Source organism: Paenibacillus thiaminolyticus, assembly GCF_003591545.1.
Lineage (GTDB): Bacteria > Bacillota > Bacilli > Paenibacillales > Paenibacillaceae > Paenibacillus_B > Paenibacillus_B thiaminolyticus_A.
In genome coordinates this window covers 168679-193338 of sequence record NZ_QYZD01000003.1, presented here as the reverse complement: position 1 = coordinate 193338, position 24660 = coordinate 168679, and the positions used below count along the sequence as shown (strand labels likewise).

General features: G+C 57.6%; 16 protein-coding genes and 3 pseudogenes. 5 read left to right on the top strand and 14 right to left on the bottom strand.

The genetic code is table 11. The annotated features are described in order from the left end of the window. Nucleotides 1-172: 172 nt before the first annotated feature. From DQX05_RS05860 to DQX05_RS05850, 3 genes are all read right to left on the bottom strand, one after another. Nucleotides 173-1399 (bottom strand): RtcB family protein, encoded by a 1227-nt coding sequence (locus DQX05_RS05860; protein ID WP_119791719.1) that lies wholly within the window; start codon nt 1397-1399, stop codon nt 173-175. Between the two features lie 67 nt (nt 1400-1466). After that, a complete protein-coding gene (locus tag DQX05_RS05855; RefSeq protein WP_119791717.1) occupies nt 1467-1757 on the bottom strand; it encodes a hypothetical protein in 291 nt (96 codons plus the stop codon). A 6-nt stretch (nt 1758-1763) separates the two neighbouring features. Beyond that, entirely contained in the window at nt 1764-2561 is a 798-nt protein-coding gene (locus DQX05_RS05850) for a nucleotidyltransferase domain-containing protein (RefSeq protein ID WP_119791715.1), read from the bottom strand. 190 nt (nt 2562-2751) lie between these two features. Here DQX05_RS05850 and DQX05_RS05845 point away from each other — a divergent pair, with 190 nt between their 5' ends. Together DQX05_RS05845 and DQX05_RS05840 are read left to right on the top strand one after the other, a co-directional pair. Next, on the top strand, nt 2752-4083 hold the full coding sequence (locus tag DQX05_RS05845) for a helix-turn-helix transcriptional regulator (RefSeq protein WP_119791714.1): 1332 nt from the start codon (nt 2752-2754) through the stop codon (nt 4081-4083). Continuing rightward, the gene (locus DQX05_RS05840) at nt 4052-4894 is read left to right on the top strand and encodes a WYL domain-containing protein (RefSeq protein ID WP_119791712.1); all 843 of its coding nucleotides are present in this window, start codon (nt 4052-4054) and stop codon (nt 4892-4894) included. Before DQX05_RS05845 ends, DQX05_RS05840 begins: the two co-directional genes overlap by 32 nt. Before the next feature lie 175 nt (nt 4895-5069). Here DQX05_RS05840 and DQX05_RS05835 read toward each other — a convergent pair whose 3' ends face one another. Then, a complete protein-coding gene (locus tag DQX05_RS05835; protein ID WP_119791711.1) occupies nt 5070-5510 on the bottom strand; it encodes an OsmC family protein in 441 nt (146 codons plus the stop codon). 216 nt (nt 5511-5726) lie between these two features. Between DQX05_RS05835 and DQX05_RS05830 the strand changes: the two are divergent. Together DQX05_RS05830 and DQX05_RS05825 are read left to right on the top strand one after the other, a co-directional pair. Next, nucleotides 5727-6175 (top strand): annotated as a pseudogene (locus DQX05_RS05830) (NAD(P)H-dependent oxidoreductase). A 220-nt stretch (nt 6176-6395) separates the two neighbouring features. Further along, complete coding sequence (locus tag DQX05_RS05825) at nt 6396-7598, top strand: MFS transporter (protein ID WP_119791709.1); 1203 nt, start codon at nt 6396-6398, stop codon at nt 7596-7598. Between the two features lie 154 nt (nt 7599-7752). On the opposite strand, the gene DQX05_RS05820 is transcribed toward DQX05_RS05825, so the two are convergent. Beyond that, nucleotides 7753-8061, bottom strand: a complete 309-nt coding sequence (locus DQX05_RS05820) for a hypothetical protein (protein ID WP_119791707.1) — start codon at nt 8059-8061, stop codon at nt 7753-7755. 179 nt (nt 8062-8240) lie between these two features. Here DQX05_RS05820 and DQX05_RS05815 point away from each other — a divergent pair, with 179 nt between their 5' ends. Further along, nucleotides 8241-8627: a helix-turn-helix domain-containing protein gene (locus DQX05_RS05815; protein ID WP_087440624.1), complete on the top strand. Its 387-nt coding sequence runs from the start codon at nt 8241-8243 to the stop codon at nt 8625-8627. A 671-nt stretch (nt 8628-9298) separates the two neighbouring features. Here the strand turns inward: DQX05_RS05815 and DQX05_RS05810 are convergent. The 9 genes and pseudogenes from DQX05_RS05810 to DQX05_RS05765 form a co-directional block, all read right to left on the bottom strand. Beyond that, nucleotides 9299-10303, bottom strand: a complete 1005-nt coding sequence (locus tag DQX05_RS05810) for a hypothetical protein (protein ID WP_119791705.1) — start codon at nt 10301-10303, stop codon at nt 9299-9301. A 59-nt stretch (nt 10304-10362) separates the two neighbouring features. Further along, nucleotides 10363-11199: an ABC transporter permease gene (locus DQX05_RS05805; RefSeq protein WP_119791703.1), complete on the bottom strand. Its 837-nt coding sequence runs from the start codon at nt 11197-11199 to the stop codon at nt 10363-10365. Nucleotides 11200-11206: 7 nt separating this feature from the next. Then, nucleotides 11207-11842: pseudogene (locus DQX05_RS05800) on the bottom strand (ABC transporter permease); the annotation flags it as partial. Nucleotides 11843-12352: 510 nt separating this feature from the next. Beyond that, nucleotides 12353-13348 (bottom strand): annotated as a pseudogene (locus DQX05_RS05795) (ABC transporter ATP-binding protein); the annotation flags it as partial. 49 nt (nt 13349-13397) lie between these two features. Further along, entirely contained in the window at nt 13398-14582 is a 1185-nt protein-coding gene (locus DQX05_RS05790) for a radical SAM protein (RefSeq protein ID WP_119791701.1), read from the bottom strand. Next, nucleotides 14579-15673 carry a hypothetical protein gene (locus tag DQX05_RS05785; RefSeq protein ID WP_119791699.1) on the bottom strand — a complete coding sequence of 365 codons (1095 nt, stop codon included), beginning with the start codon at nt 15671-15673 and terminating at the stop codon, nt 14579-14581. The genes DQX05_RS05790 and DQX05_RS05785 overlap by 4 nt, the downstream gene beginning before the upstream one ends. 82 nt (nt 15674-15755) lie before the next feature. Next, on the bottom strand, nt 15756-17426 hold the full coding sequence (locus tag DQX05_RS05780; RefSeq protein WP_259391805.1) for a peptide ligase PGM1-related protein: 1671 nt from the start codon (nt 17424-17426) through the stop codon (nt 15756-15758). Beyond that, entirely contained in the window at nt 17419-17682 is a 264-nt protein-coding gene (locus DQX05_RS05770) for an acyl carrier protein (protein WP_119791697.1), read from the bottom strand. Before DQX05_RS05770 ends, DQX05_RS05780 begins: the two co-directional genes overlap by 8 nt. A 266-nt stretch (nt 17683-17948) precedes the next feature. Continuing rightward, nucleotides 17949-24452: a S8 family serine peptidase gene (locus DQX05_RS05765; protein ID WP_119791693.1), complete on the bottom strand. Its 6504-nt coding sequence runs from the start codon at nt 24450-24452 to the stop codon at nt 17949-17951. Nucleotides 24453-24660: the final 208 nt, after the last annotated feature.

The window sequence follows — 24660 nt, the reverse complement described above, 5'->3', positions numbered from 1 at the left end:
GCGCTTGTAAGATCCTGCGAACACATCTGCCTGACTCATGGGGAGAGCGCTTATAAGGCATCGCGGGCCGCATAGTCATTTCTCCGCCAACGCGGAACAAGCAGGGCACTGTGTTTGTGCCCTGCTTGTTATGTGAAGCTAGGTGATAAATGAGCACGGACGGCTGACATGCCTAGTCTTTATATGGATCGAACTCGTTCGCTCCGGCCATGCAGACGCCGATTGGCTTCAACACATGCAGCACGTCGAGCGTGTTCTCGTGCGCATCGAGCACGTCCTGCAGCTTGCGGTAGACGAACGGGCTCTCGTCGGTGCCGGCGCCGCGCAGCTCGACGCCGAAGCTCCGGACCGCCTCTTGCATCTGCTTCGGCGTGATCTGTCCGCCCGTCCGGGTACGCATCTTCCAGTTCATGCGGCCGGCCGCCTGGGTGCGGCTCATAATCCGACCGGCGCCATGAACCGTGCTGTAGTAAGCATCCCGGTTCTCCTCCGAATCTTTGCCGCGCACGATGACGGAAATATCGCCCATGCTTCCGCCGATGAAGCCAAGCTGTCCGGGCGCCGAAGGCGTGGCCCCCTTGCGGACGACGATGGTGTCCCGCCCGTTATGCCGCTCTTGCCATGCGAAGTTGTGGTGATTATGCACTTCGAAGTCCGCCTCCGCCCCGAGGATGGATAAGACTTGGCTGATGACGTAGTCCCGGCCGGCGTAGGCGTACCGCCCGGCCAGCTTCATGGCGCGAAAGTACATGTTGCCGAGCTCGCTGTCCAGCTCCAGCAGCACCGGCGGCTGATCCATGCTCTCGCCTGGCGCCTTACCGAGAAAGTCCCGCCCGGCCGCCAGATTCAGGAACCCGCTCGCCGTCTTATGGCCGAAGCCTCTGCTGCCAAAATGATTCCCGATCCACAGTCTCCCGCTCGCCGGCTCCACGAACAGGTCGACATAATGATTGCCGCTGCCGACAGTGCCCAATTGGTTGCGTGCCAGCGCCTTCAGCGTGTCGTGCTCATGACGCCCAATCGCCTGGTAGACAGCCCAGTCCGGGTCATCGAACAACTCGTGATCCACCGGCTCCTCATTGTTGCGGCCGATGCCGAACGATATTTTGGTCGCAATCTCGTCCATGATTGCGCCGATGCGCGGCTGGATATCCGCCGCGTACAGATTCGTCCTCACTGCCTTGTTGCCGCAGGCGATGTCATAGCCGACGCCGGAAGGCGAGATTTGCCCATCATACACGATGATGCCCCCAATCGGTTGGCTGTAGCCTTTATGATGGTCGGCCATCAGCAGCGCCTGGACGACGCGCCCGTGGCGCGCGCAGGTCTTCGCCTGGGCGACCGCGCTCTCCTCCGGCTGGCCCCATACCCGCACGCCGTCCGTTGTTATATATGCCATTGCTGTCAACTCTCCTTACTCTGTACCATCAGTGGTTGATATTGCTCTTTTTCTTACTCCTCTTCCTCTATCGCATGTACTTTTTTAGCTTCACTATATTTCCCGGATTATCCTTCAATGTATAAAAGGAATCGTTCATCAAGATCATATTTGGCACAAATAAATTGTACCTGGACTGGTGTACATCGACCGCATCGATCATTGTGTTGAATACTTTGCGCATGTCATGCGCGAGCATTTTCATGAACAAATCAGGATACATGAAATCGATATTGTTATCATCAAAAGAAGGCTCGTCTTCGGCAGTAAACACATGTCCGAATTGCTTGCGGCAAGCCCTAGCATTCAGAAAATTCACGAGCAGCTATCCCCATACTTCCTGCAAGGCGGAACGGAACAGCTTATCGAGCTCTTGATCCTGACGCTGCTGTCCAGCCGGCGATAGCAGTTGAACCGCCGTACGCGTGTAGTGCTCGATGCGCTCTTCGAGATACGCATTTATAGAAGGAATTCGGCATTCCATATCCAATTCCTCCCCCGAGCGCTTCCGCTCCAACAGCCGTTCAATATTGCGGCGCAGCTCGCTGCCTTCGGGAACGAGCTCCCGAACCAAAGCGTCAAACTCCATCGGTGGCATGGCATTATGCTTCTCGATCCAGCCGCATGCAAGTAACGGGCGCAGCACATAAAAATATTTTTTGATTTTGACCTGGCTGCCCTGCAAATATTCGCGGTAATTGCCTTTGGCCATATGAAGATAGTGATACATGCATGATTTCGGTGAAAACGTATGTGAAGACAGGCTGCGAATGCGCTCCGTCACGGAAGATGACTCCCCGTACACAATCGGCGACTGCAGCCATTCGAGCAGCGGCGGGTTCGACTTGCGGAACAACTGCAGCGCCTTGCGCAGATCCCATCCGTTAATGTCGAGCTGGTCGCTTATCGGGCGCTCGATGACGTCTCTACGATCCCGGATGGACAAGTACCAGTCCACGGGCTGCACATAGATGAAGCGGACATCATAATCACTGTCCTGCGACGGGAACCCCCACGCCCGGCTGCCCGATTCGCAGGCATAGATGATGTGCACGTTCTCCTGGCGCTCGATCTGCCGCAGCTCCTGTTTTATTCTCTGATGAATCGTGGATAGTGTGGACATGGAAGTCCCTCCTCTTTTCTCAAAATGGGTTATGTGTCGGCTTCACATCCCTATCTTCGCTTATTTTCGGAGGCGGGAACATGGCGAAAGTATTACAAGGAGTTCAAAAGTTTTCCGTTCTTCCCTTAGGCCTCCCCTGCTACAATGAAAGATAAGCCCCAGTCGGGCCCACAAGGAGGCTTCTCAGACGATGGCAAAAGAAAGCTTCGATAAAGAAATTCAGTTCCTTCGCATGCTCGTCCTGACGAGCGGCGCATACAGCCGGGAGCAGTTCGCGCAGCGGCTCGGCATCTCGGTCCACACCTTCGACAAAACGATCCGCCGCTTGAAGGAGATTGTCCATACGGTTACCGAGCAGCTTCCCGTAGATCAGGGGCAACAGTTCGCGGAGATGCTGCGCTTCAGCTACTATGATTCGGCGGATCCGATGCTCCTGTTCTTGTTCCGTGCCAAATCGGTCAAGGAATCCGAAAGCCTTCGCCTGGCGATCATTTTGACCGCCCTGCAGGAGCAGCCGTTGACGGCAATGAAGCTGATTGACGAGTGCAGTTCCCGCATCCCGGAGCCGAATTCGCTGCCGGATGAGAAGACAGTCCGCTCCGATCTGAAATATTTGGAGGAAATCGGCGTCATTCACAAGGAAAAGGGCGGCCGGCCTTACCGGTATTCGATGAATCATGATCTGACCCATGAATTAAGAGACGAGGAATTGATTGATCTATACGATTACGTCAATGTAATGGCGAATACGCAGGTTCCTTCCGTGCAGGGCTATCTTCTCCGGGATAATCTCAAGCAAGCGATGAAGCGGAGGGAGATGGCCGCGGTTCCGGCAGAACCGTTTCTATATAAATATCATTATTTCTCGCGCATTCTGGATGAGGCGCATCTCTATACAGTGCTGCAGGCGATTCGGGAGCGGCGCATGCTCTCCTTTCTCTATTTCTCGCCGAAGAAGGGAACAGCCTATGCCTCGCAAAATACGAATCCGCTCTTCACGCGCGAGGCCGAGGGCAAGCAGGAAACCGTGCTCCCGCTCAAGATCGTCTATGACCATCAATACGGCCGCTGGTATCTGCTCGGCCACACTTCCCGCCTCGGCCTGATGAAGTACCGGATGGAGGGGTTGACGCAGATTCGGGAAGGAGAAGCCGTGCCGGAAGAGCGGTTCGGCCGAAGGCTGCGGGAGCTGGAGGAGCAGATGCGCTTCAGTTGGCTTATCGACACCGGGGAGCCGGTCACGGTGCGGGCCCGGTTCTTCAACCCGGAAGGAGCGCGCAAAAACTTCGTCAAAGAGCGCGTGCTGATGCAGGGACAATGGGGACGCATCATCGAAGAGAACGAGGAGTGGTTCCTCTATGAGATCACGGTCAACGGCATCACGGAGATCAAGCCTTGGCTGCGCAGCTTCGGGTCAAGCTGCGAGGTGCTGGAGCCGCGCAAGCTCCGGCAGGAGCTGATTGCCGAGTGGAAGGAGATTCAAGCGTACTATGGCGATGAACCTGTTCGAGAAAATTTTTAATTATCAGATTATGTCCCGGCTGGGGGAAGCGGGCGCGTTCGCCATCACCTCGCAGGAACGATCGTGGCTGAAAGCGATGCTGAACCATCCTGCCTCGGCAGACGCATTCTCGCCGGAGACGCTGGCGAAGCTGGCGGCGGCGCTGCGGGACGAGGCCGACTTCGAGCTGGCCGAGCTTGTTGCGGAGAAGGCCGCCAGCGTCGAGCGCCATGCGTACCATCCGCTGCTGCGCCCTCTGCGCCGCATTATCGCGGCCCAACAGGGCATCCGCGTCTCTTACCGGCTCAAGCATGGAGGCATGCAGCCTGCGCAGTCCGGCTTCCCTTACAAGCTGGAATACTCCATGGTCAAGCGCGAATGGTACTTGCTCTGGTACAATCCGCGGCGACGCATGCTAATGTCCACGCGGCTGCGGAACATCGCGGAGGCGGACATGGAACCGGTGCCGGCCGGCATGGCCGGGATATGGCTAAGCCGAATCGCGTCCGTCCTGGACTCCCGCAAGGAGCATGCCGTGATCGAGGTCGTCCGGATGTACAACCGGGAGCTGTCCCGGATCATGTATGCCTTCTCCTGCTTCGAGAAGGAAGTGGACTATGCGGATGAGGAGGACACCTACCGGATTCGGCTCACCTTCCTGGGCGATGAGTGCGAGTATGTGCTGTCCAAAATCCGCTTCCTCGGCAAGCGGGTCCGCATCGTGGATGGAGAGAAGCTGCAGCGGCGCATGCGCGAAAGCGCGGCGAAGGCGCTCGCCCGCTACGGCATCGCAGCAGAGGACAGCGAGGCGGGGAGCAGCCACAGCGATTAACGTCCGAGGTACGGATATCGCCCACTGGTCTGTTCTATGTATACACCTGCGTTCCATCGTCGGACAACCCTTCTATTTTCAAAAAGTCAAAATGCGCAACACGGGATGTGTGCGAATGATGCAAATAAAATAGCCTCCTGCGAAAGGTTGCCCAATAGCAGGAGGCCGGACTTTTCTATTCTAAAACAATGTCATTCAAGACGAGACGCACCGGGTTGTTGATCGTGTCGCCGACCGGGCAAGTGCGTTCAATGAACTCGACGAATTCCTTCGCCTGCTCGTAGGAGGCATTGCTTTTGATATGAATATTATAACGGATTTCCGAGTATCCGCGGCGCACATCCGACTTATTCATAAAGCCGTCCGTATCCAGATCCCCTTCTAATTCCACCCAGAACTCCTCAAGATCGATCTTGAACTTGCGCGCATAGGCTCTGGCGACGATGGACTGGCACGCCCCCAGAGCGCAGAGCACGACCTCCACCGGATTCATAGCCGTGTCGGTGCCGCCCAGCGATTTCGGTTCATCGATCGTAATCTCGAAGTTTCTCGCTCTCGCCTTTACGACAAGCCCTTTTTGCAAATGTGCGGTTGCTCTAAACGTCTCAACTGGCATAGGATAACCCCTCTCCCACATTTTACCTTACATTATAACATACTTAAAAAGGAAGAACGGCTAGAATGAAAAATATTATGTTCAAGACGGGCGGTTAACACGGAGCGATATTGTCCCGGCGTTAACCCCGTCCACTTTTTAAAAGCGGACGCCACCTCCCAATCCAATCACATAACCGAGAACGCCCAAGTCGGCAGGCTCTATAATCTGCCCCTGATGCCCGCCTTTAATCCGAACTTACAGTTCGGTTACCGCAAAAGAACGGAACTGGAGGAGGATCTCGTCGAATCGCAGAAGCTCATCCAATGGGCGGATCACCTTGTCTTTGTGTATCCTACATGGTGGGGTGTGATGACGGCCATCCTCCAAGGATTTATTGACCGGGTCTGTCTGCCCGGCTTCGCGTACCAATACCGTAAAAATTCTTCGATGGTGGAAAAACTCTTAACCGGCAAATCCGCGCATCTGATCGTCACCCTGGATACCCCCTCCTAGTACAATAAGCTGGTATATAAGAATGCAGGGAATCATGTGATGAAACGCAATATCCTGAAATTTTGCGGAGTATCCCCCGTACGCATTACCGAGCTGTTCCGATTCGGGGATCATCTGACAAATTGCGAGCCCAATGGCTGGTTAAAGTGAATCAACTTGTTCAAAATTAGCGTAAAATAAAAAATATTTTTCCCGTCGATTTCCCTTGCCGCATCCGCACTCCCCGAAGGCAAGCTCCCGTTCTCCAGCCGCGCCGAAGCAAAAAAAGATTGACTGCTTGCTGTATAATAGGAAGCGGATAATGTGTTCGGTCTGACATATCGGGTGCCGTTAGAATGACACTCCAATCGAATCGTACGTTGAAAAAGGAATATCAGGAGTGAAGATCTAATGGAAACATGGAAGAAAAATCTGTGGATACTGTGGTTCGGAGCATTCATCGTCTCTTCCAGCTTCTCCATGGTCGTTCCTTTTCTGCCGCTCTTCCTGATTCAGATCGGCGTCAAGGATCATCTGGAGCTGTGGTCCGGAATTCTGTTCAGCAGCGCCTTCCTCGCCGGAGCGATCTCTTCTCCGTTCTGGGGGGCCGTCGGGGACAAATACGGACGGAAGCCGATGATTATCCGGGCCGGGCTGGCGCTCTGCGTCATCTATCTGCTGACGGCCTTCGTCACCAGTCCCGTTCAGCTGCTCATTCTGCGGCTGCTGCAGGGGCTGCTGTCGGGATTCATTCCGGGTTCGATCGCTCTGGTCGGCACCAATACGCCGGAGCGCAAGGTCGGGTATGCGCTGTCCATGATGTCCACGGCAACGGCGACGGGCAGCATCATGGGGCCGATGCTGGGCGGCGTGCTGGCGAGAATATTCGACAACCGGATTGCGTTCGGCAGCGCGGGAGTGCTTTGCTTCCTGGCGACACTGCTTATTATTTTCTGGGTCAAGGAAGAATCGTTCGTGCCAAGCAAGGACCGGGTCTCGATCATGCACACGTTCAGCCTGGCGGCCCACAATAAGCCGCTTCTAATCGTGCTCGTTCTGTCGCTCTGCACCCAGTTCTCCGTCATGACGATCGAGCCGGTGCTGCCGCTCTACATCGTCGAGCTCGGCATCTCCGACAAGAACGCCTCACTCGCGGCAGGCTTCGTCTTCTCCCTGGTCGGGGTAGCGAGCATCATCTTCGCGCCGCGCTGGGGCAAGATGGCCGATCGGGTCGGATTCCAGCGCGTCCTGATGATCGGCCTGCTCGCCGGCGGCATCGGGACGCTCGCTCAGATTCCGTTCCACAATATCTGGTGGTTCTCGTTCATCCGGTTCGCCTACGGCATCTTCTTCTGCGCCGTGTTCCCGGCCTTGAACGGCCTCGTCGTCCGCTCGACGGACAGCGAATTCCGGGGCCGCGCGTTCAGCCTGAATCAGACGGCGAACCAGCTTGGCGGCATGCTCGGCCCGCTGGTCGGCGGTGCGATCAGCGGCGTGTTCTCCATTCATGCCGTCTTCTGGGTGACCGGTATCCTGCTCCTCTCCACGATGGGGCTCGCATCCTGGTCGCAGCGCAACGCGAAGCGGAGTACATCGGCGGAGCAGGGAATGTAAATTGGGAAGCCTGTGATGAAGGAATAGTCTTCAGACTGTGGAATGCACATGGCAAAAGGCCGAGTTCCGGGTAATGAACCCTGACTCGGCCTTTTGGCTTCCTTGTTCCCCTCTTGATCAAAGGCCGGGGAAGGAAGCTCTTTTCCGCTGCAAATTAGGATTTCATGGTTGTCGTCATGCTTTTCTCCAGCTCTTCTTCCGAGTTTTGCAAAAAAATGAGCATTTTCAATCCGTCCTGAACCCCCTTGGCATAGAACCAGCCCATCTTAACTAAGGCGAGTTCCGCGTGCGCATTCAGCCATTCCATGTGCAAGCCGCTTCCTTGTCGTTCGAATTCGCGCTGCAATGCGCGTTCCAATGCTTTCCGTTTATTCTGCAATATTGCGATCTCCGGCTGCAGTTCCACTTGCTCTCTTAGATATTCCAGGCGTTGATGCAAGGTTTCTTTTACCCAATCGGACATATTACTTCCTCCACATCGATTTCTGAACTATCAGCTTTGCCTCCTTGATCTGCTTGAATTGCTTGAATTGGAATCTTTATGAAACGTTCTATTATAGTATAACATTTTTGCCTTTGTTATGTTATAGTGATATCTCTTTTTCTTCAATGTTTTACTAACCTCTAACTGAGGTGACTATCATGTCAGATTTACTAAAGCTTGTTGGCGAACAGCTAAGAATGATTCGATCCGCAAAGGGATTAAGTCAGGAGCAGGTTGCGGAAAGAACCGGTAAAGAAGGAATGAGCAAGTCACGAATTTCAGATATCGAATCCGGAAAAGTCAACGTAACCTTGAAAACATTGGAATCGCTTATGCATGCACTGGATATTGGACCGGCTGAATTGTTTCATTTTCAGAAGCTCCACGGCAAGGCTGGCATCGAAGAGAAGCAAATGCTGCTTGATCTCCATAAAATTGCGCTGATGGAAAGATCGATTGACGAGGTAAAATATGTCGTCCGGACCGCAAAGGACTTTCTTGAAACGATAGATGCCCAAGCTGCCAAAGAAAATAAGAGGCGTTGATGGTCTGCCCCCGCCGCTTCCCGGAGCCGTAATGCAAAAAAATCAGAGAGCGGTGCGCTCTCTGATGGATATCCATCGGGTTGCCTCGATGTTCTTTTCATGCCGCCCTATCTTTATTCCTTGGGCCAGCTTGGTCCACCCCGTAAATCTTTCCTTTTTCATTGACTATCACCGTATTGGTCTTCTTTATTTCGTAGTTTACTAGACCCGCTAACTTGATAAACTTTTCCCGTACTATTAATTTGCCGAGATGTTCAGATTACCCTTTTTAAGGGGTTTATACCAATACTTGTATACTTTGACATGATAGCCTGCAGATCAACGCCGAAATATCTTCTTCAATTTGTGGGTTCATCGTTGCAATGGCTTCCTCATTTGTATACATATATACATAGGCTTTTCGAACTTCTTCTCTGTTTCTTCCGCATTACGGAATATAGGACTTCCCTTTCTCCATCCGGCACTTTCTACCTCGCTTATCTCGGTTCCGACCCATATGTCCAGGGACTGCTTTCTCGCAATATCAATTCCAGTCTCAAAGGCCCATTAAATGTACGAAGTGTGCCGAAGCTTGGCTGGATCTGAAATATAGGATAGGGTTGGATCAGATGCCTCGCCGCTCATCACAAGCCGAGCATGAATGTCGCAAAGGCTCCATGCTGCGATCGGCGTCACGCGAGGGATTTCGTTACTTGCGGCGCGATGCCGGGCGCCACGCCGCTTGGCGATACGATATAGCGCCACGCCAGCTCCTCCAGCTCCTGAATCTCACTGCACAACTGTGCGATGATTGCTGCATTATCGCTTCCGCCGTGGATGGCCATGTGGAAGAAATTTTTCAGCATATCCGCCTTGCGCGCTATGCCGCGCAGCAGCTGCACCAGGCTCCGATCCCCCTCCCCCGCTTCCACGAAGCAGGAGAAGGCATAGCGGGAGCCTGCAATGAATTTGAAAGCATTCGCATGGCAGTCATACAGCTCGGCCAGACTTGCGAACGGCCCCGTCTCGCCGCCGGACGCATAGGCGCGGACAATCTCATAGTATGCGGTATCCCCCTGCCGGCGCGCCATGTGCTCCGCATACCTCTCTCGAATCCGGATCCAGTCCGGACTCGCCTTCGCTTCCGGCTTGCGAAGCAGAAAAACGGCCCTGTCCTCTGTGTCCAACGCCGGAACCTTGCACATCCGCCAGAGGTCCTCTTCTGATATATCCCCTTCATAGTCGGGATATGTATCGCGAATCGCATAGCGGCCCGAACCGCCAGTCTCCGGCGACCACCCGCATACCCATACCGAATGCGCCGCTTCCGGGTCGCCGAACGTTCCCGGCTTCACATAAGGCGCTTCCCCGCAGGAGATCCAGAGAAACGCCGCGCAAGCGCCGTAATCGATGTGCTGCAGCAGCAGGGCAATCTCCTCATCATCCGCATAAGGGACCTGTTCATAAGGAATGCCGATCAGCTCCAGCTCAGACGGCTCCAGACAAGGGGAACGGTAAAACCATGGCTTCGATTTTTTCACATATAAATGCTCGTAAATCTCCTTCGTGCTCTCCCACGCGTTATAATAGAGCGCCTCGACCGGCATTCCCCACTCCTGCAGCGCCAGGGACAACTGAATGGCCCGGCAATTGAAGAAGCCGGCCTCGAACCGTTGTCTCTCTCGCACGTCCATCATAGCAATGCTCCCCTTCCTTCATCTTGTCATAATGAATCATGCCCCACCACGATCCCTCATTAGCTGCCCGCGCTGCTGTACCCTCTTACCGCCCGCTTCCAGCACCATCTGGACAGCAGCAGAAGCAAAAGCGGCGCCGCAGCCGCCCAGACGATATCCCCGGCGCTCAGCTCGTTCATAACGAACTTGGGGGCATAGTTGCTGATGAGGAACACCGGGATTGCGTAAATGCCAACGCGCTGCAGCCATGGCGGGAAAATATCGAGCGGCATATTGTTCGCATCCCAGATCGAATGCGCGATCTCCGTCACCGCCCCGGTCTGCACGAAGCGGAAGGCCAGCAAGGCCGGCAGCATCATCAGGCCGTACGTGACAGCCAGCGCCGCCAGCAGCAGCCCGGCGAAGCCAACGAGATTCGCCGCATTCAGCGGCAGCCCGGCGCGGGACCAACCGACGGCGATCATGGCCGCACCGGCCAGGATGTTCGGTACCGGCAAGCCGATGTCGACATAGCGAAGCGAGACGAGAAATTGCAGGGAAACCGGCTTCGTCAGCAGCAGATCGAGCGTCCCGTCGCGAACATATTGCTGCAGCCGGATGAAATTGACGTAGAACAAGCCCATATAAAGTCCCGTCATCATCGTGTAGGTGCCGATGAACAGTAAGATATGATCTGGTGTCAGCTCACCAATATGAAGATTCGTCTGGTATACAATCAAAATGTACAGCGCCTTCGCGCATAAAAAAGCAATTTCGACCGCAATGCCCATCCAAAAATTAAAGCGGTACTCCATGCTGGCCGCCAGGCAGTTGCGGATAAAAACGCCATACAGACGCATATACTCCACTCCCGTGCGCCATGCGTCCCGGAAGCGCGCTCGTCTCTCTCCACCCATCGCCGCCTCATCCTCCTAACCCGACATACCGCTTCAGGCCAAGCCGCCATGCGATGTGCGCAGTCCCGGCCAGGATTACGATCCAGCCGCATTGGATGGCGATGCCGCCGAGCGCCTCGCTTGCGGGAATTCGGCCGGTCAGCACATTGACCGGAAAATAAATCGTATATTTGAACGGCAGCAGGCTGAACCATCCGTTCACCGTCTCGCCGAACACCTCGAGCGGCACGATGCCGCCGCTGACGATCTTCACGATAAGTCCGGTGATGACGAAAAAATACGAAATCTCCGCCAGCCGGAAAGCCAAGGCGCAGATCGTGTAGGACAGTAGAAATTGCACGGCCGCGGCCAGCAGGAGGGCTGCCGCGAATAGGGCGAGGCGGACAAGCGGCAGCGGAGCATGGCCGTAGCGGACGGCGATAAGCAGCACGGCGGCCACGAGGCCGAGCAGCACAGTATCCAAGATGACCCTGCTCCCGGCATAGGCAGAGAGCCGATAGCCAAAATAGCTGATCGGACGGACCAGATACGCGTTCAGTCCGCCGCTCTTAATGTCTTCCGCAATCGTGTGCTCCAGTTGGGTCATGACGAGCTTCGTCACGATGCCCGACAGCAGCGTGTACAGAATCATCTGGCTGTAGTCGTATCCGTACACCACCCCGTCGGCGGACGAGCGGTAGACGGCCGTCCAGATCAGCGACTGGATGCCGATAGGGAAGATCAGGCTGACAAGCCCGATCAGGAATTGAAGCCTGTATTCCATTGAGGCCTGCAGCCCGATCTTAAACGCGGCGCCATACTTGCCGGCAGCGAGCCGGAAGCGGCCAGCTCTGGAGCTGCCCGCCCCGGCTGCGGGCTGCTTGCCGTTGGACGTCCCGGCTCCGCACGCAGGCAGGCCACCGTTATCGAATCCGGCCTTGCCATGCAGCAGGTTGCCTGGCAGGCCGGCGCTGCCACGCTTGTTCCCCGGCTTCTCCACCGGCTGGTCACCCGTTCGGTCATTCGGATGCTCATCTGGCTGATCATCCGGTTGGTCATTGTCATTCTGTTGGTCATGCGGTTGGTCATTAGTGCCGCTTCCATCCCGCAACCGCTGTTCACCGCTATCCTTCCGTGCACGCCGAGGCGCCCCGTATCCATCCGCTCGCTCTCCTTCACCTTCCGACTTGGCTGTATACAGACGCTCGATCGCTTCTTCGACCGGGACCTCCTCCACCGTCCAGTCCTCGACCAGATCATGGTCAAGCAGCAGACGGGCCAGCGGCTTCACTTCATCCGCCGCCACCTCCAGCTCGGCCGTCATGCCGTGATGGGCGCGGACCTCCGCCAGCATCTGCACGAGCGCCCGCAGCTCGGCCGGGGGAATGTCGGCAGCGAACCGCACCTTCATCCGCTTGCGGCTGCTGAAGGATGCGCTTATTCGCGCCAGCTCCCCATCATAGGCGATCTTCCCGCCGTGAATGACGAGCGCCCGTCCGCACACCTGCTCAATATCGCGCATATAGTGGCTCGTCAGCAGAATCGTCGCCTGCTTCTCTTCCTTATAAGCCCGCAGGAATTCCCGCACATTCTGCTGGGCGGCGAAGTCCAGCCCCAGCGTTGGCTCATCGAGGAACAATAGCTGCGGCCGGTGAATGAGCGCAGCGATGATCTCCATCTTCATCCGCTCGCCCAGCGACAGGCGGCGCACCTGCACGCCGAGCAGATGCCTAACATCGAGCATGCCAGCCAGTTCATCCAGCGTCATCCGGTAGTCGCGATCGTCGAGCCCGTATATGCATTTGTTCAAATGAATGGATTCATTCGCGGGCAGATCCCACCAGAGCTGGCTTTTCTGGCCCATGACGATGGCGAAGCGGCGCTTGAACTCCCGTTGGCGCTCCCACGGCACATAGCCGAGCACCTTCGCCTCTCCCGCCGACGGATGCAGAATGCCGGACAGCATCTTGAGCGTCGTCGTCTTGCCCGCTCCGTTCGGGCCCATGAAGCCGACGGCTTCGCCCTGGGCAATATCGAAGCTGATGCCGTCGACTGCATGGCGGTACAGCTCCTCGCGGCGGAACAGATGGCGCAGCGAATGCCGGAGCCCGCTCTGCTTGCGGTAGTAAGCGAAGGTCTTGCTCAATCCCCGCACCGTGATGGCGCTCATGGCAGATCTCTCCTTCCTTGTCCCCTGTTCCCCGGCCCAGGGCCGGGGATTAGGCTCCGTTGTTGTACAGCAGCACGCATTTCGAGCAGACCGGCGTCAAGCCGCAAGCGAGCGCTTCGCGGTGCTTCTGGTAGCCATCGCCGTGAAAGACATCCTTCAGGTTGCCGTCCCGCAGATCGGCGATCGTGAATTCCGGGAAAAACTTGCATGGATTCACCTTCCCGTTCGGCAGCACATCCATGCGGGTCGACAAGGCCAGACACTCGGTCCGCCCCATGCCCGGCCGGTCCGTGCCCAGCACGAAGCTGCGCACCTCGTCCGGCTCCAGCGCCGGCTGGAAGCGGATGCGGTTCTTCCATAGGCGCGAACGCAGCTTCTCCATCTCCGCGAGCAGTGGTTCGATGTTATCCGGCGATAGATGGTAGGTGAAGGAGTGCCAGCTCTTTTGGATTGACTCCGGGTCCTGCCGTGCCGCCTCAAGCCAGCCGAAATGCTCGGCGAAGTACGTGTCCATCCGCTCCGCGACTTCCTCCGGAATATACCAAGGGAAGACGAAGTAGACGGAATTGACGCCGACCTCCTCGAAAAATTCCATGAAATCGTACAGCCGGGTGACCATGGCGTCGTTGATGGTCAGGCTGACCGACACATCTCCGCGGAATTCGCCTGCGCGCTTCCGCTCCAACAGCAGCTCGATCGCGGACATGACCTTGCGGAAGATGCCGCGTCCGCGTATCGCGTCGTTCTCCACCTCGAAGCCTTCCAGGCTGGCGAGAAGCGTCACCCCTTCCGGCAGCTTCAGCAGCGACTCCAGCTTGGACTCGACGAGCACCGCATTCGTGCAAAAGGTCGAGATGCGCGGATCGGAGGCAAGCAGCTCGCACAGCTCGTCGAGCTTGGAATACATCAATGGCTCGCCGCCCCATAAATACATGCGGGATCGGCAGGGCCTCGTCTCCTCGAAAATTCGCTCGATCAGGGAAAAATCGATCTCGCGCTTAGCCTCCTGGCGCTCGAACTCATGATGGTAGCCATCGGGATTCCATTCGAAGCAGTGCTTGCAGCGCAGATTGCAGCCGTTGTTCAGCTTGATCCCGATATCGCGAGGCAGATCGAAGGCGAAGGAGCGGTCAAGCTTCCGTCCGCGGCTGGCCGCGCTCCGGTTCTGCAGCGTCTGCCTCATGGAGCGGAATTCCGCCGGGGTCAGGGTGGCGCTTGTCTTCGGTTGTGTCAAGGATACATCCCTCCGTAATCGGATTGTGACAGCGCATGTCTTAGCAGATTGTGATGAAGCTGCTCCAGCGCGCTGCGCGCAAACCCGGACGCCGCCCATCGGTCGTAGGCGATGCCGAAGCCGAGCCGTTCCCACAGCAGCGCATTGGCCCGCTCATGATCGCCGAACGGCTCCAGATAGACGAGCGGCGTCGCCGCGGACAGCGAATCGACGAGCGTGCCGCCCCCGGGCTTGCTCACGATGGCCAGGCTGCGGCGGATAGCGCCGTATAAGCGCGGGCCGTCGCGGCCCCGCTCATAGAGCGGCTCATCCCCCGCCTCCCACTCCGCCATCGGCGGATAAGGCGGCTGCTCGGTCCGCGTCGGATCCTCCGACCACGGGTGCCACTCCGGGTCGGTGAAATAGACGCGATCGCCAGGCCGCGCCGCCCTTAGCTCGTCGGGATCATAGGCGACGAGATCGAGAGCGTACCGCTCCTGAAGGGCCGGGATCACGCCGCGGTAGCTACCGATGCCCCAGCCGCCGCCATGGACCACGATCCGTTCATCCCGGTCGGAGTAAGGCAGGATCGGCTCATCGGACATTGCGAGCCGGTAATGAAGCAGCGGCTGCTCTCCCTTCAGCCGGAACAGCCAGTGATGACGGAAGCGGGGATAGGTCTCCCGATAGACACGGTAGGATGGCGTGTCTATCGCATCCAGCCGGAGAAATTCCGCCCGGATCGGATCGGGATGAACGCGCCGTTCATATTGCTCCAGAATAGGCACCCAGAAGCCCGTCACGGCCAGGAAGATGCGGCGTCCTTCGGCTTGCCAGCGATCGAGCAGGGCATCCACGGCCCCGTCCGCGAGCGACGGGCCGATGCCGCGCGCCAGGCGCGTGCCCATCAAGGCCGTGGCGAAGCTGGCGTGGAACGCCTGCTTCGTCCGGACAAGCTGCTGCCGCGTTTCTTCCGGGAACAGGCGTTCCAGCACCTCGAATTCCGCCGGAACACCGCGCTTCCGCAGCCGCTCCAGCAGGCGGATGCCGGGCACATAAGCGCCGAGCGAATTGCCCGAGGTCAGGATGGTAACAGATGAAGCGGATTCCATAGATGACACCTTCTTTTTTCCATTCATACTTGAGCCGCATATGACGGTTCAGTCAACTTCAGCCGTTCTCATTCCTCCGTTCTCAATAAATGCGGAAGCCGTACGTCGCCAACGCCTCGCGGAGACGCCGGCTTATCCGCTCGCTCGCTTCCCGGCTGCCGGCGGCCAGCGACACATACCAGCGCCCGGACGCCCGGACGCTGTCCGGCGCGAACAGCGTATTGGCGGACACCGGAACGACGCCTTCCCGCCGTTCCGGTGTGAACAGCAGCCCGCTCCGATCAAGCCGGGCCAGCAGTTCGGCGAACCGTTCCGCCTGTTCGCTCCAAGCGCCCTCCTCCCGTTCGGCCCGCTCCATTTCTCCGCTCATCCCGGCCGAGGCCTTCCACGCGTCCGGCAGCCCAAGCTGGAGGCAGGACAGGAAGCTCCTCTGTCCGTATCGTTCCCAATGCGTGTCGAGGCTGTAATTGAGCAGCCCCATCGAATGCCGCGCATTGATCTCGACGACGGGATGGACACGGCCGTCGGCGAGCAGCATCGAATCGACGCATACCGGGCCGAAGTAGCCCTCCTCATACAGGCATGCCGCCAATTGCTCCATCGCCGCGAAATACCCGGAAGCGTTCAGCCGCTCGGCCAATTCGGGCTCGACCGCATGCGATCCGCCGTAATTATGCCCGCGGTTCACCATCTGCTGAACGCCAAGCAGCGAGACGGCTCCGTCCGGCCTAATCTGCAGGTGGCAGGAGAAATCAATCTCTTTCTCCAGCCACGGCTCCAGCAGAAGCTGTACCCGCTTGCCCGCCCGCTGCTGATCCCGGATATAGCCTATCAGCCGTTCCAGCAGCGGCACGGAATCGACGGCAAGGTTCCCGCTGCCCGAGACGCCGTACGGATCCTTCAGTACGAGCTTCCCGGCCGGCCGCAGCAGCTCCGACCCGATGCGCATCGCTTCGTCGGCATCCTCCGCCACATGTCCTGGCGGATTACAGCCCAAGCGGGCCGCGAGCCGGTGCGAATACGCCTTCGAATTGACCCGGGACGCAATGTGTGCGGCGGGAAGCCGAGCCCCGACACCATGCTTTCGGGCCAGCACAGCGGCAGACGGGGTGATTGCATATACAGCCCAGGGCAATTCCTGCAGGCGGCGGCGCCATTGCGTCTGATTCGGCTGGCTTGCGATGGCCTGGAAGACATCGCCGGCCTCTGGTCCGTCAGTGTCGCCGCATGTACTAGTTCCGCTATATTCACCAGTCCCATCATTTTCGCTCGTTCGGTCATTTCCGATAGGTCTCTCCGCTCTGCCGATTCTGTCCGTTCCGCTAATTCTACTATTTCCGCTGGTTCTGTCATTTCCGCTAGTTCTATCCGTTCCACTAGCTCTGCCAGTTCCGCTTGTTCTGCCGGTTCCGCTGGTTCTTCCGGTTCCGCTGGTTCTTCCAGTTTCGCTAGTTCCTCCCCCGCCTGCCGATACCGTCCGGAAGCGGAAGCCAATCTCCCGCAAATAAGCCGCATGGGCCGCATTCATAGGCTGCCGGGTGATCAGCAGGCCGTCCTCGCCGCAGAGCGGGAACAGCAGCTCGTCCATACATCCGGCGACCGCTCGCCCCTGAGCCGTCCGAATCGCAGGCAGCTTCGCCAGGTGAGCGGGACGCCAATACGCTTCGGCGTCGAAGGTTCCGAGTACGATTCGAGGCCCGTCATAGACCGGCTTCAGCAGCGGCCGCACAGCCTCCGGCGCCGAATTACGCATGCCGCTCCGCCTCGGCATCCAGTTGCCCGAGGAAGCCCAGGAACGCCCGCACGCTCTGCAAATGCTCATACTCGAACCGTTCGAAATCGATCCGCACCTTCAACTGCTCCTCCACCTTCAGAATGAACTGAATGAGCTGAAGCGAATCGAGCCCGACATCGTCAATCAGATTCGTCTCCGGCGTCAGCCGCAGCTCCCAGGCCGGCTCCTCCTTCACCTCACTGACGAGGCGAGCCAATGTGTCGATTGCGTGCATACCACCACTCCTGTTCTCTGTAAGTCGGATCGAACATCCTTAACCAACATATGAAGCCAAAACAAGGAATATTTCACCCGATTTCAATGATATCGCTTTCACTTTCATCTTTTTTCATTGCTCTGTCCGCTGCCACCGACAGGCTCCCACACTACGGCTGCCCGCATTCTTTCTTATCGCAGCCATCCCCTGCCTTCGCTTTTCATCGCAAAAAACCGTCCCGCAAGGCTGCTGCTCCCTTGCAGGACGGCTCTGTTATCTGCTGACTACATATGTCCCATTTGCTGCAATACGCGGTACAGGAGGACCGCCACCTGCGCCCGGGTCGTCAGAGCATCCCCTGCGAACCCGCCCGCGCCCATGCCTTTGACCAATCCGGTCTGATAGGCATACGCTACGGCTTCGCGCGCTTCCGGCGATACCTGCTCCAGCGCCGACTCGTCCGGCTCCTCAGCCGGCCCTTGCGGCAGTTCCGGATCGAGCGCCGTCACGAGCAGGACGATCATATCCTCGCGCCGCAGCGCCTCATGGGCCCCCGGTTCGCCGGACCGCCGCTGCCAATCCGGTTCCTTGCCCGTGATGCGGTCCAGCAAGGTCAAGAATTCGGCCTGTGTCACCGGATCATTCGGCGCGAACCGGTGATCACTCCGGCCTGAGACGATATGATGGGAAGCCAGCGCTTCAATCTTGGCGCGGCCCCAATGCTGCGCGATATCTGTAAATGTTTTCGTATATTCCAGTCCCGCATATTCACCCGGCTGCCGTACCGGGACAGTCAGAACATGCGTGCCGTTCTTGCCCTGCCCGTTGGCTATCCGCTTCGGCAGCCCGGCATAGGCCCACGGTTCCGCTTCATTGCGTCCATAGACGCCGGCAGCTTGCGGCCGCCGAACCAGTTGTTCATCCAATTCTAGCTCCAACAGCAGGGAATGGTTCCAAGCGGCGCTCTTCGAGCCGATGCCCGACACGTCCGTCTCTCCCCCCGCTCCCTGTTGATTCGCAGCTGTCGGTTTTTGCTCCTGTGCCTGTTGTGTGCGAACCGGGGTCTTCATACCAATGATGTCCGACACGAGCGCCGCGGTACCGCCCGACACCAGAGCCTGGCGGGCGCTGCTCGTGCCGGAGCCTTCCTGGACGGAGAGCGTCAGCTTCAGTCCATCCCGGTCAATGAAATCCGGGATCCCTTCTGCTGGCACGGTCAATGCGAAGCGGAAGCCCTTCAGATACAGCGCCTTCCCGGACTTGGCCAGTCGTTCGGCCGAAGAGGCTCCTATCTCCAACCCAACTGCTCTGTACTCCTTCCATGACAACGAGGACAGATCGATCGCAGCCGAGGCGCCGGCTTCCGCCTTGTCCAGCTCCTTATCGAACCAGTCGGAAGCAATCCGGACGCGCGCCTGCTTGCCGCCCTGGCCATCGGTCACGTACAGCGTCCCGATCAAGCGGCCATCCACCCGAATCGGGGTCCCGCTTGGCGAAGCCGGGCTCGAGCTTGAGCTTGAAGAGGATCCCGACCCCGAAGCAGATGATGGCGGATCCGGGCGAGTCGTTGGCGGCGTCACGATGTCCGCTCCCTTCACCTTCACGAGCGCCTCTGTCTTCAGCACCCCATAGGCAATATCGATGCGGGCCTCCCCTTCTCTCAGGGCGGCAATTCGGCCGTCCGCTTCCGCCCGGGCGACTTGAGGGTTGGAGGAAGTGAAGGTTAATCCTTCCGTAATCGGGATGAGCTTGACTTCGCCCGCAGCATAGACGGCCGCCGTCACGGTCAACTGGGCTGATTCCCCCGCCTTCAATGTCAACTCCTCAGGTTCGACATGGATCGAGCGTACTTCCTCCGTCGGAGGCACACCGGACTTCCTTACCATGACCGGCACAACAGCCTCCAGCTCGCCATAGCTTACGGTCACCTCCGTCTCGCCCGCTTGAATGCCGGTGACCTGTCCCGCGTCATCGACCGCGGCAATGCCGGCATCCTGCGAACGGAACACCAGGCCCTTCACCAGCGGGACCGTCAGTTCCTGGCCCTCGGAATAGACCGCGGCCGTGACCGTTAATTGCGAAGTTTCTCCTTCCTTCAATGACAGCTCCGGCGGGTGGGCGGCAATCGAACGAATCTCACCCTCTGGGATGTCCGGAGCCGGGGTCACGATGACCCGAACAGTATCTGTCAGACCTTCATGCGTTACCGTCACCGTCGCCTCGCCCGCCGAGCGCGCCGTGATCAATCCTTGCGCATTCACCTCAATAACCTGTTCAGCATCTGCCGCGTAGGCGGCCAGAGCGGTAACGTCACTCTCGTTCCCGGCCTCATCCTCCGCCTTGACATGCAATTGAATCTGCTGTCCTTCGAACAAAGCGATGTCACGCGGTTCAACCGTAATCTTCGTTACCGGCCGGTTAGGATCAGGGCTCGTAATGCGCGCACGGATCATGTAGTTCCCTTGCTCGGCCGTCGCCCGTGTCCAGGTTCCGTCCTCCAGCCTCCAGGAGCGCCCGTGATTAACGCCCTCTTCATCGACACCAAGCCCCGGAACGTCAGGATAAGCTCCGTCCTGGATATAGACTACATAGAAATCGCCGTCCACGAACGGACCGTTCGGAAAAGAAAGCTCGGTCCATTCTCCGTCCACGCGGGCCGTTCCTGCGTGCGGGCCGGAGAGTAACTCGCCCGGTAGCCCGCCGGGTCCCGATGCGTCATAGAGTGCGTAGCGGAGGGCCGTTCCGCCAGGAACCGGCCAATCATCATCCCAGAAGAACATTCGCGCCCCGGTCACCTGGGCCGGGCCGTCGGTTGTCATGCGCACCGCATAGCCGTTGCCTGAACTGTAATAAGCTACAGCATTATCCCCCTCCCCTCGATCGTAAGCAAGCTCCGTTCCACGGAAAGCTTTCAGCACAATCGGGTTCGTGACGGCCCCTTCCGCACGGATCTGCTGCTCATAAGGCAAATACCCGCGCGCAGAGACGAGCAGCGTGTAATCTCCTGCGTAGACCTCAAGCGTATAGTTCCCCTGTTCATCTGTAACGGCGGATGGCACATGCGAATCTTCCCTCACACGTACCGCTGCCCCGGCAATCGGCTCTCCCGTCGCCTTGTCGGTAATGATGCCGCTAATCGTGGCGCTAGAGAGCGATTGCAGATGAATATTCGCCTCGGTTCGCTCCTGATCGGTAATCGTCACCGTCTGTTCGACCGTATGATAACCATACGCTTCTACCCGCATCTTAAAAGTCCCTGGCGGATGCTTCAACCGATAGCGGCCCGTGCCTGAATCGGTCTTCGTCGAACGGTCCGTATCGACGATTGTAATCGTCGCCGTGGCCGGAAGGCCGGAAGATCGTTTCTCTGCCCCGTCTGCCGCCCTAAAGGAAGCCTTCTCCTGGTTCATGCTTCTCCATGCGGATAAGCTCGGAGCCGCTGACGCTTCCTCCGCCGTATCCCGATCAGTGACTCGTTCTTCCTTGTCTGCCGCTCTCATCCCCGCTTCGTCAGCAGGCTGGACTCCAGCCCCGGCTGGAATAAATGTTTTGACAGGCGGCGTATCCCGCACCTGGATATCATCCAAATACCAGCCCTTCGCCAGAGAGGCTTCTCCGGTCTTCAGCCGGAAGCGGATAAGTACCTTTTTGCCGTCGTATTTGCCAATGTCGATCTCATCCATATACCAAAACCTTTTAGGATGGTTCGTGTTATAGGTTGGCTTCGGATAGGCCGCCAGGCTTTGCCACGCAGCGCCGCCATCCTCGCTAATCTCGACGTAGCCTTTATCCCCATCCTCCAGATCATACCATTGCTGAAAGTAGAGGGACGCATGCTTTATTCCCGTCAAATCAATTTCCGGGGAAATAATGCTTTGATTCGTATTTTGTGAGACATATCCGGTGAAGTTCGTGCCGATGACGTTCTTGCCGGACACGGCTTGCGGCGGTCCATATCTCGGATCGGGTACCCCTTGCTCCCACTCGTTCGGGTCGCCTTCACGCGTCCAACCCTTGTCCCCGCCTTCGAAATTTTCCCCGTAAATAAGCTCCCCGCCGGTAAAGGTCCAGCTCACTTCGTTCGAAGCTTCGCTAAGCACATGGCTGTATGTCCTTGCCTTGGCGGTATAAAAGTATGTCCCCTCCTGCGGCAAGGGATGGTCGGCATAGTTGCGTCCTGTGCTCACGCCAATCTCCTGGTAGGATCCGCCCGGCTCCGGCGAACGGTAGATGACGTACTCCTTCACATCGCCTTGCGGCTCCTGCTCCCATTCGAGGATGACCTTGCCCGGTGCGTTACTCCGTGCCTTCACCTTGGGAGCGTCAGGCTGGAAATCAGTCGGTCCGGTAAGCTCGATATCGTCGACATACCATCCTTCATCGCTTCCGTTGGCGCCCCGGAGATTAAAAAGAGCGACAACCCGATCTCCTTTGTACGGAGACAAATCGATGTATTCCGTTTTCCAATCGCCGCTTTTCCCGTCAAATTGCTTCACCAGCTCGAATTCGAATTGCTTCGACTCCCGCCCGATAAAAACCTCCGCCTTATCCAGCTGAATAGAGTACCAGCTTCCGAGCTTATACCAATGCTTGAAGCTCAGAATCGTGTGCTCGCTGTCCCGGAGATCGATAAGCGGCATGACGAAGTAGGACTCTTCCACCCCGGTGGGGTAATTGCCGTCAAGCCGGGTCGCCATCACTTTGCTTCCCGAGCTCGCCTGTCCCGGCCCGCTCGTCGGTACGCCCCATTCCCAGATGCCCGGTTCCCCGCCGAAGCCGTATCCTTCGATGTCCGTCTCGAAGTCCTGTGCGTATCCAAGCTTGACTCCCTCCGATACTTCTACGGGCCACCAGGGGGAGACTGCCTCGTTGCCTCCGAAATCCTCTGCCCGAATCCGGTATTCGATCCCAGCCGTGTCCAGCATCGATGACGGGATGATGCCTTCATACATTCCGTCCCGGTAATCTCCCGACATCCGGACCATCGGTATTGCAGTTCCAGCCTGTTCCCCCTTTGTCTTCACTTCCAGTTCCGCCCGGGTGACGCTTGTGTCGTCCGTAATTCGGGCAGATATTTCCTGATCCAGCGCGTTGTACACGATCGTCAGAGGATGATGTTCGATGACTGGTTCTTCGGCATCCTCTCCATCCACCGTTACCGTCCCTTCAAGCTCGCCCAGACCTTCTTCTTGGGTGGAGACGGCATTCAAGGCGTTCACGATGCCTGACCCATAGCCATTGTTCGGACTCTGCGGGAACTTGCTGTCCGTCAACGCGATTGCCGTATCCTTCAAAATCTTCTCCACCTGATCCACCGTCAGCGAATGATTGGCCTGCAGCACCAGCGCGGCAACTCCGGCCACATGCGGGGCAGCCATCGATGTCCCGTTCATGAGGGCGTAAGAGCCGCCCGGTACCGAGGAACGGATACTAACGCCAGGCGCCGATACTTCCGGCTTCATCTGGCCGTAAGGAGACGGGCCCTGAAGCGAGAAGTCAGCCAGCCGGTTGCTGCTGTTGACCGCTCCGACCGCGAAGGATTCCGGATAGTTCCCCGGCGGGGTGACAGATCCCGGCCCGCCGTAGTTATAAGGCGGTCTCGTATTGCCTGCCGAGAAGACAGGCACGATACCGGCAGAGCGCCATGAACGGACAATATCCTGAAAAAACTCATTCTTCCCGGCCTGCACGCTCCCCCAGGAATTATTGACAATGTCCGGAGCCAGCTCGGGATAGGAGCGCCCCGATTCGTCAGTCGGCGCCAATATCCATTCGCCTGCCGCCAATATGCCCGCATCCGTCGCCTCGCCAGCCGAGTTGAAGATGCGCGCGGCGATCCATTTCGCCTGCGGCGCGACCCCGATCGGGTTGCGTCCATCGGGCTCCGATCCGACCATCGTGCCCATCACATGCGTTCCGTGGGCGTTGCCGTCAAATGGCAGCTTCTTCTTTTCCGGCGTCGCGTCATACCAGCTCAACTCAGGCCGGTCGGCCTGCCCTTCGGCATTGTAGCCTCTCCACTTCCGCTTCAACGCCGGATGATTCAGATCGACGCCTGAATCCATGTTAGCGACAACGACGCCCATCCCGTCAAAGCCCTTCTCCCACGCTTGAGCCACATTCAAGTTGCTCAAATTCCAAGGCAACTCGACTGCTGCCGCAGCTCTTCCCGTCATATCCTGGGCCGATTCCCCCGTGCCATTCGCCTGCGGCGGCTCGGAATCGGTTGTAGCTTGCCCCTCGTCGAGCACCTCCAGCAAGTATTTACGATTCGGGGTAATGCGCTCCACTTCAGGATGGGCTGCCAGCCGTTCCATCACCTCCCGCGTGCTTGTCACCGCAATGGCGTTCACGATATAGAAGGAGCGGTAATCCTGCACCGAGCCATTGCTTAGGCCCGTGTCCAGCTCATCGGTGATCCCGGACTGAGTCCGATAGGCTGTATCCTTCAAATCGTTCAAGACGAAGCTTCGCACGGTCAGCTTGCGCTTCGCGGACGTCTCCCCGCTCAAGCCGGAATAAGACTTGGCCAGCTTCGCGGCGACCTCCACGTCACTCTGCTCCCGCAGCTTCACAATATAAGATCCTGTCCCTTTCTGTCCGAACTCGCCATATACTTCTCCATCTACAACGGCGGGCGGCAGCCGAGTCCTGTTGGATTCCGCCATCCTGACCGAATTATCGGTCTGCTCTCCCGCGTGCGCATATACCCCCGGTACGGAAGTAATGCCCATAATGAGCGCGATGACGAGAACCAGCCATCGCCGAAGCCAAGCTTTGCCTTTCATTTTTCATGCCTCCTTGTCTCGTATACTATTAACCTGATGAACAAGCCCAAGAAGTTGATAGAATTGTACACAAATTGAAATATTTTGTAAATATATTTTTGAAATCCATTTTTGATTCGAATCTCACTTTCGTCTTTTTTCTTTTCTGAAAGAAAGTATTCCCGAGCCAAGTCGTCAAAATATCGCTTCGATCGCCACCAATCTGCCT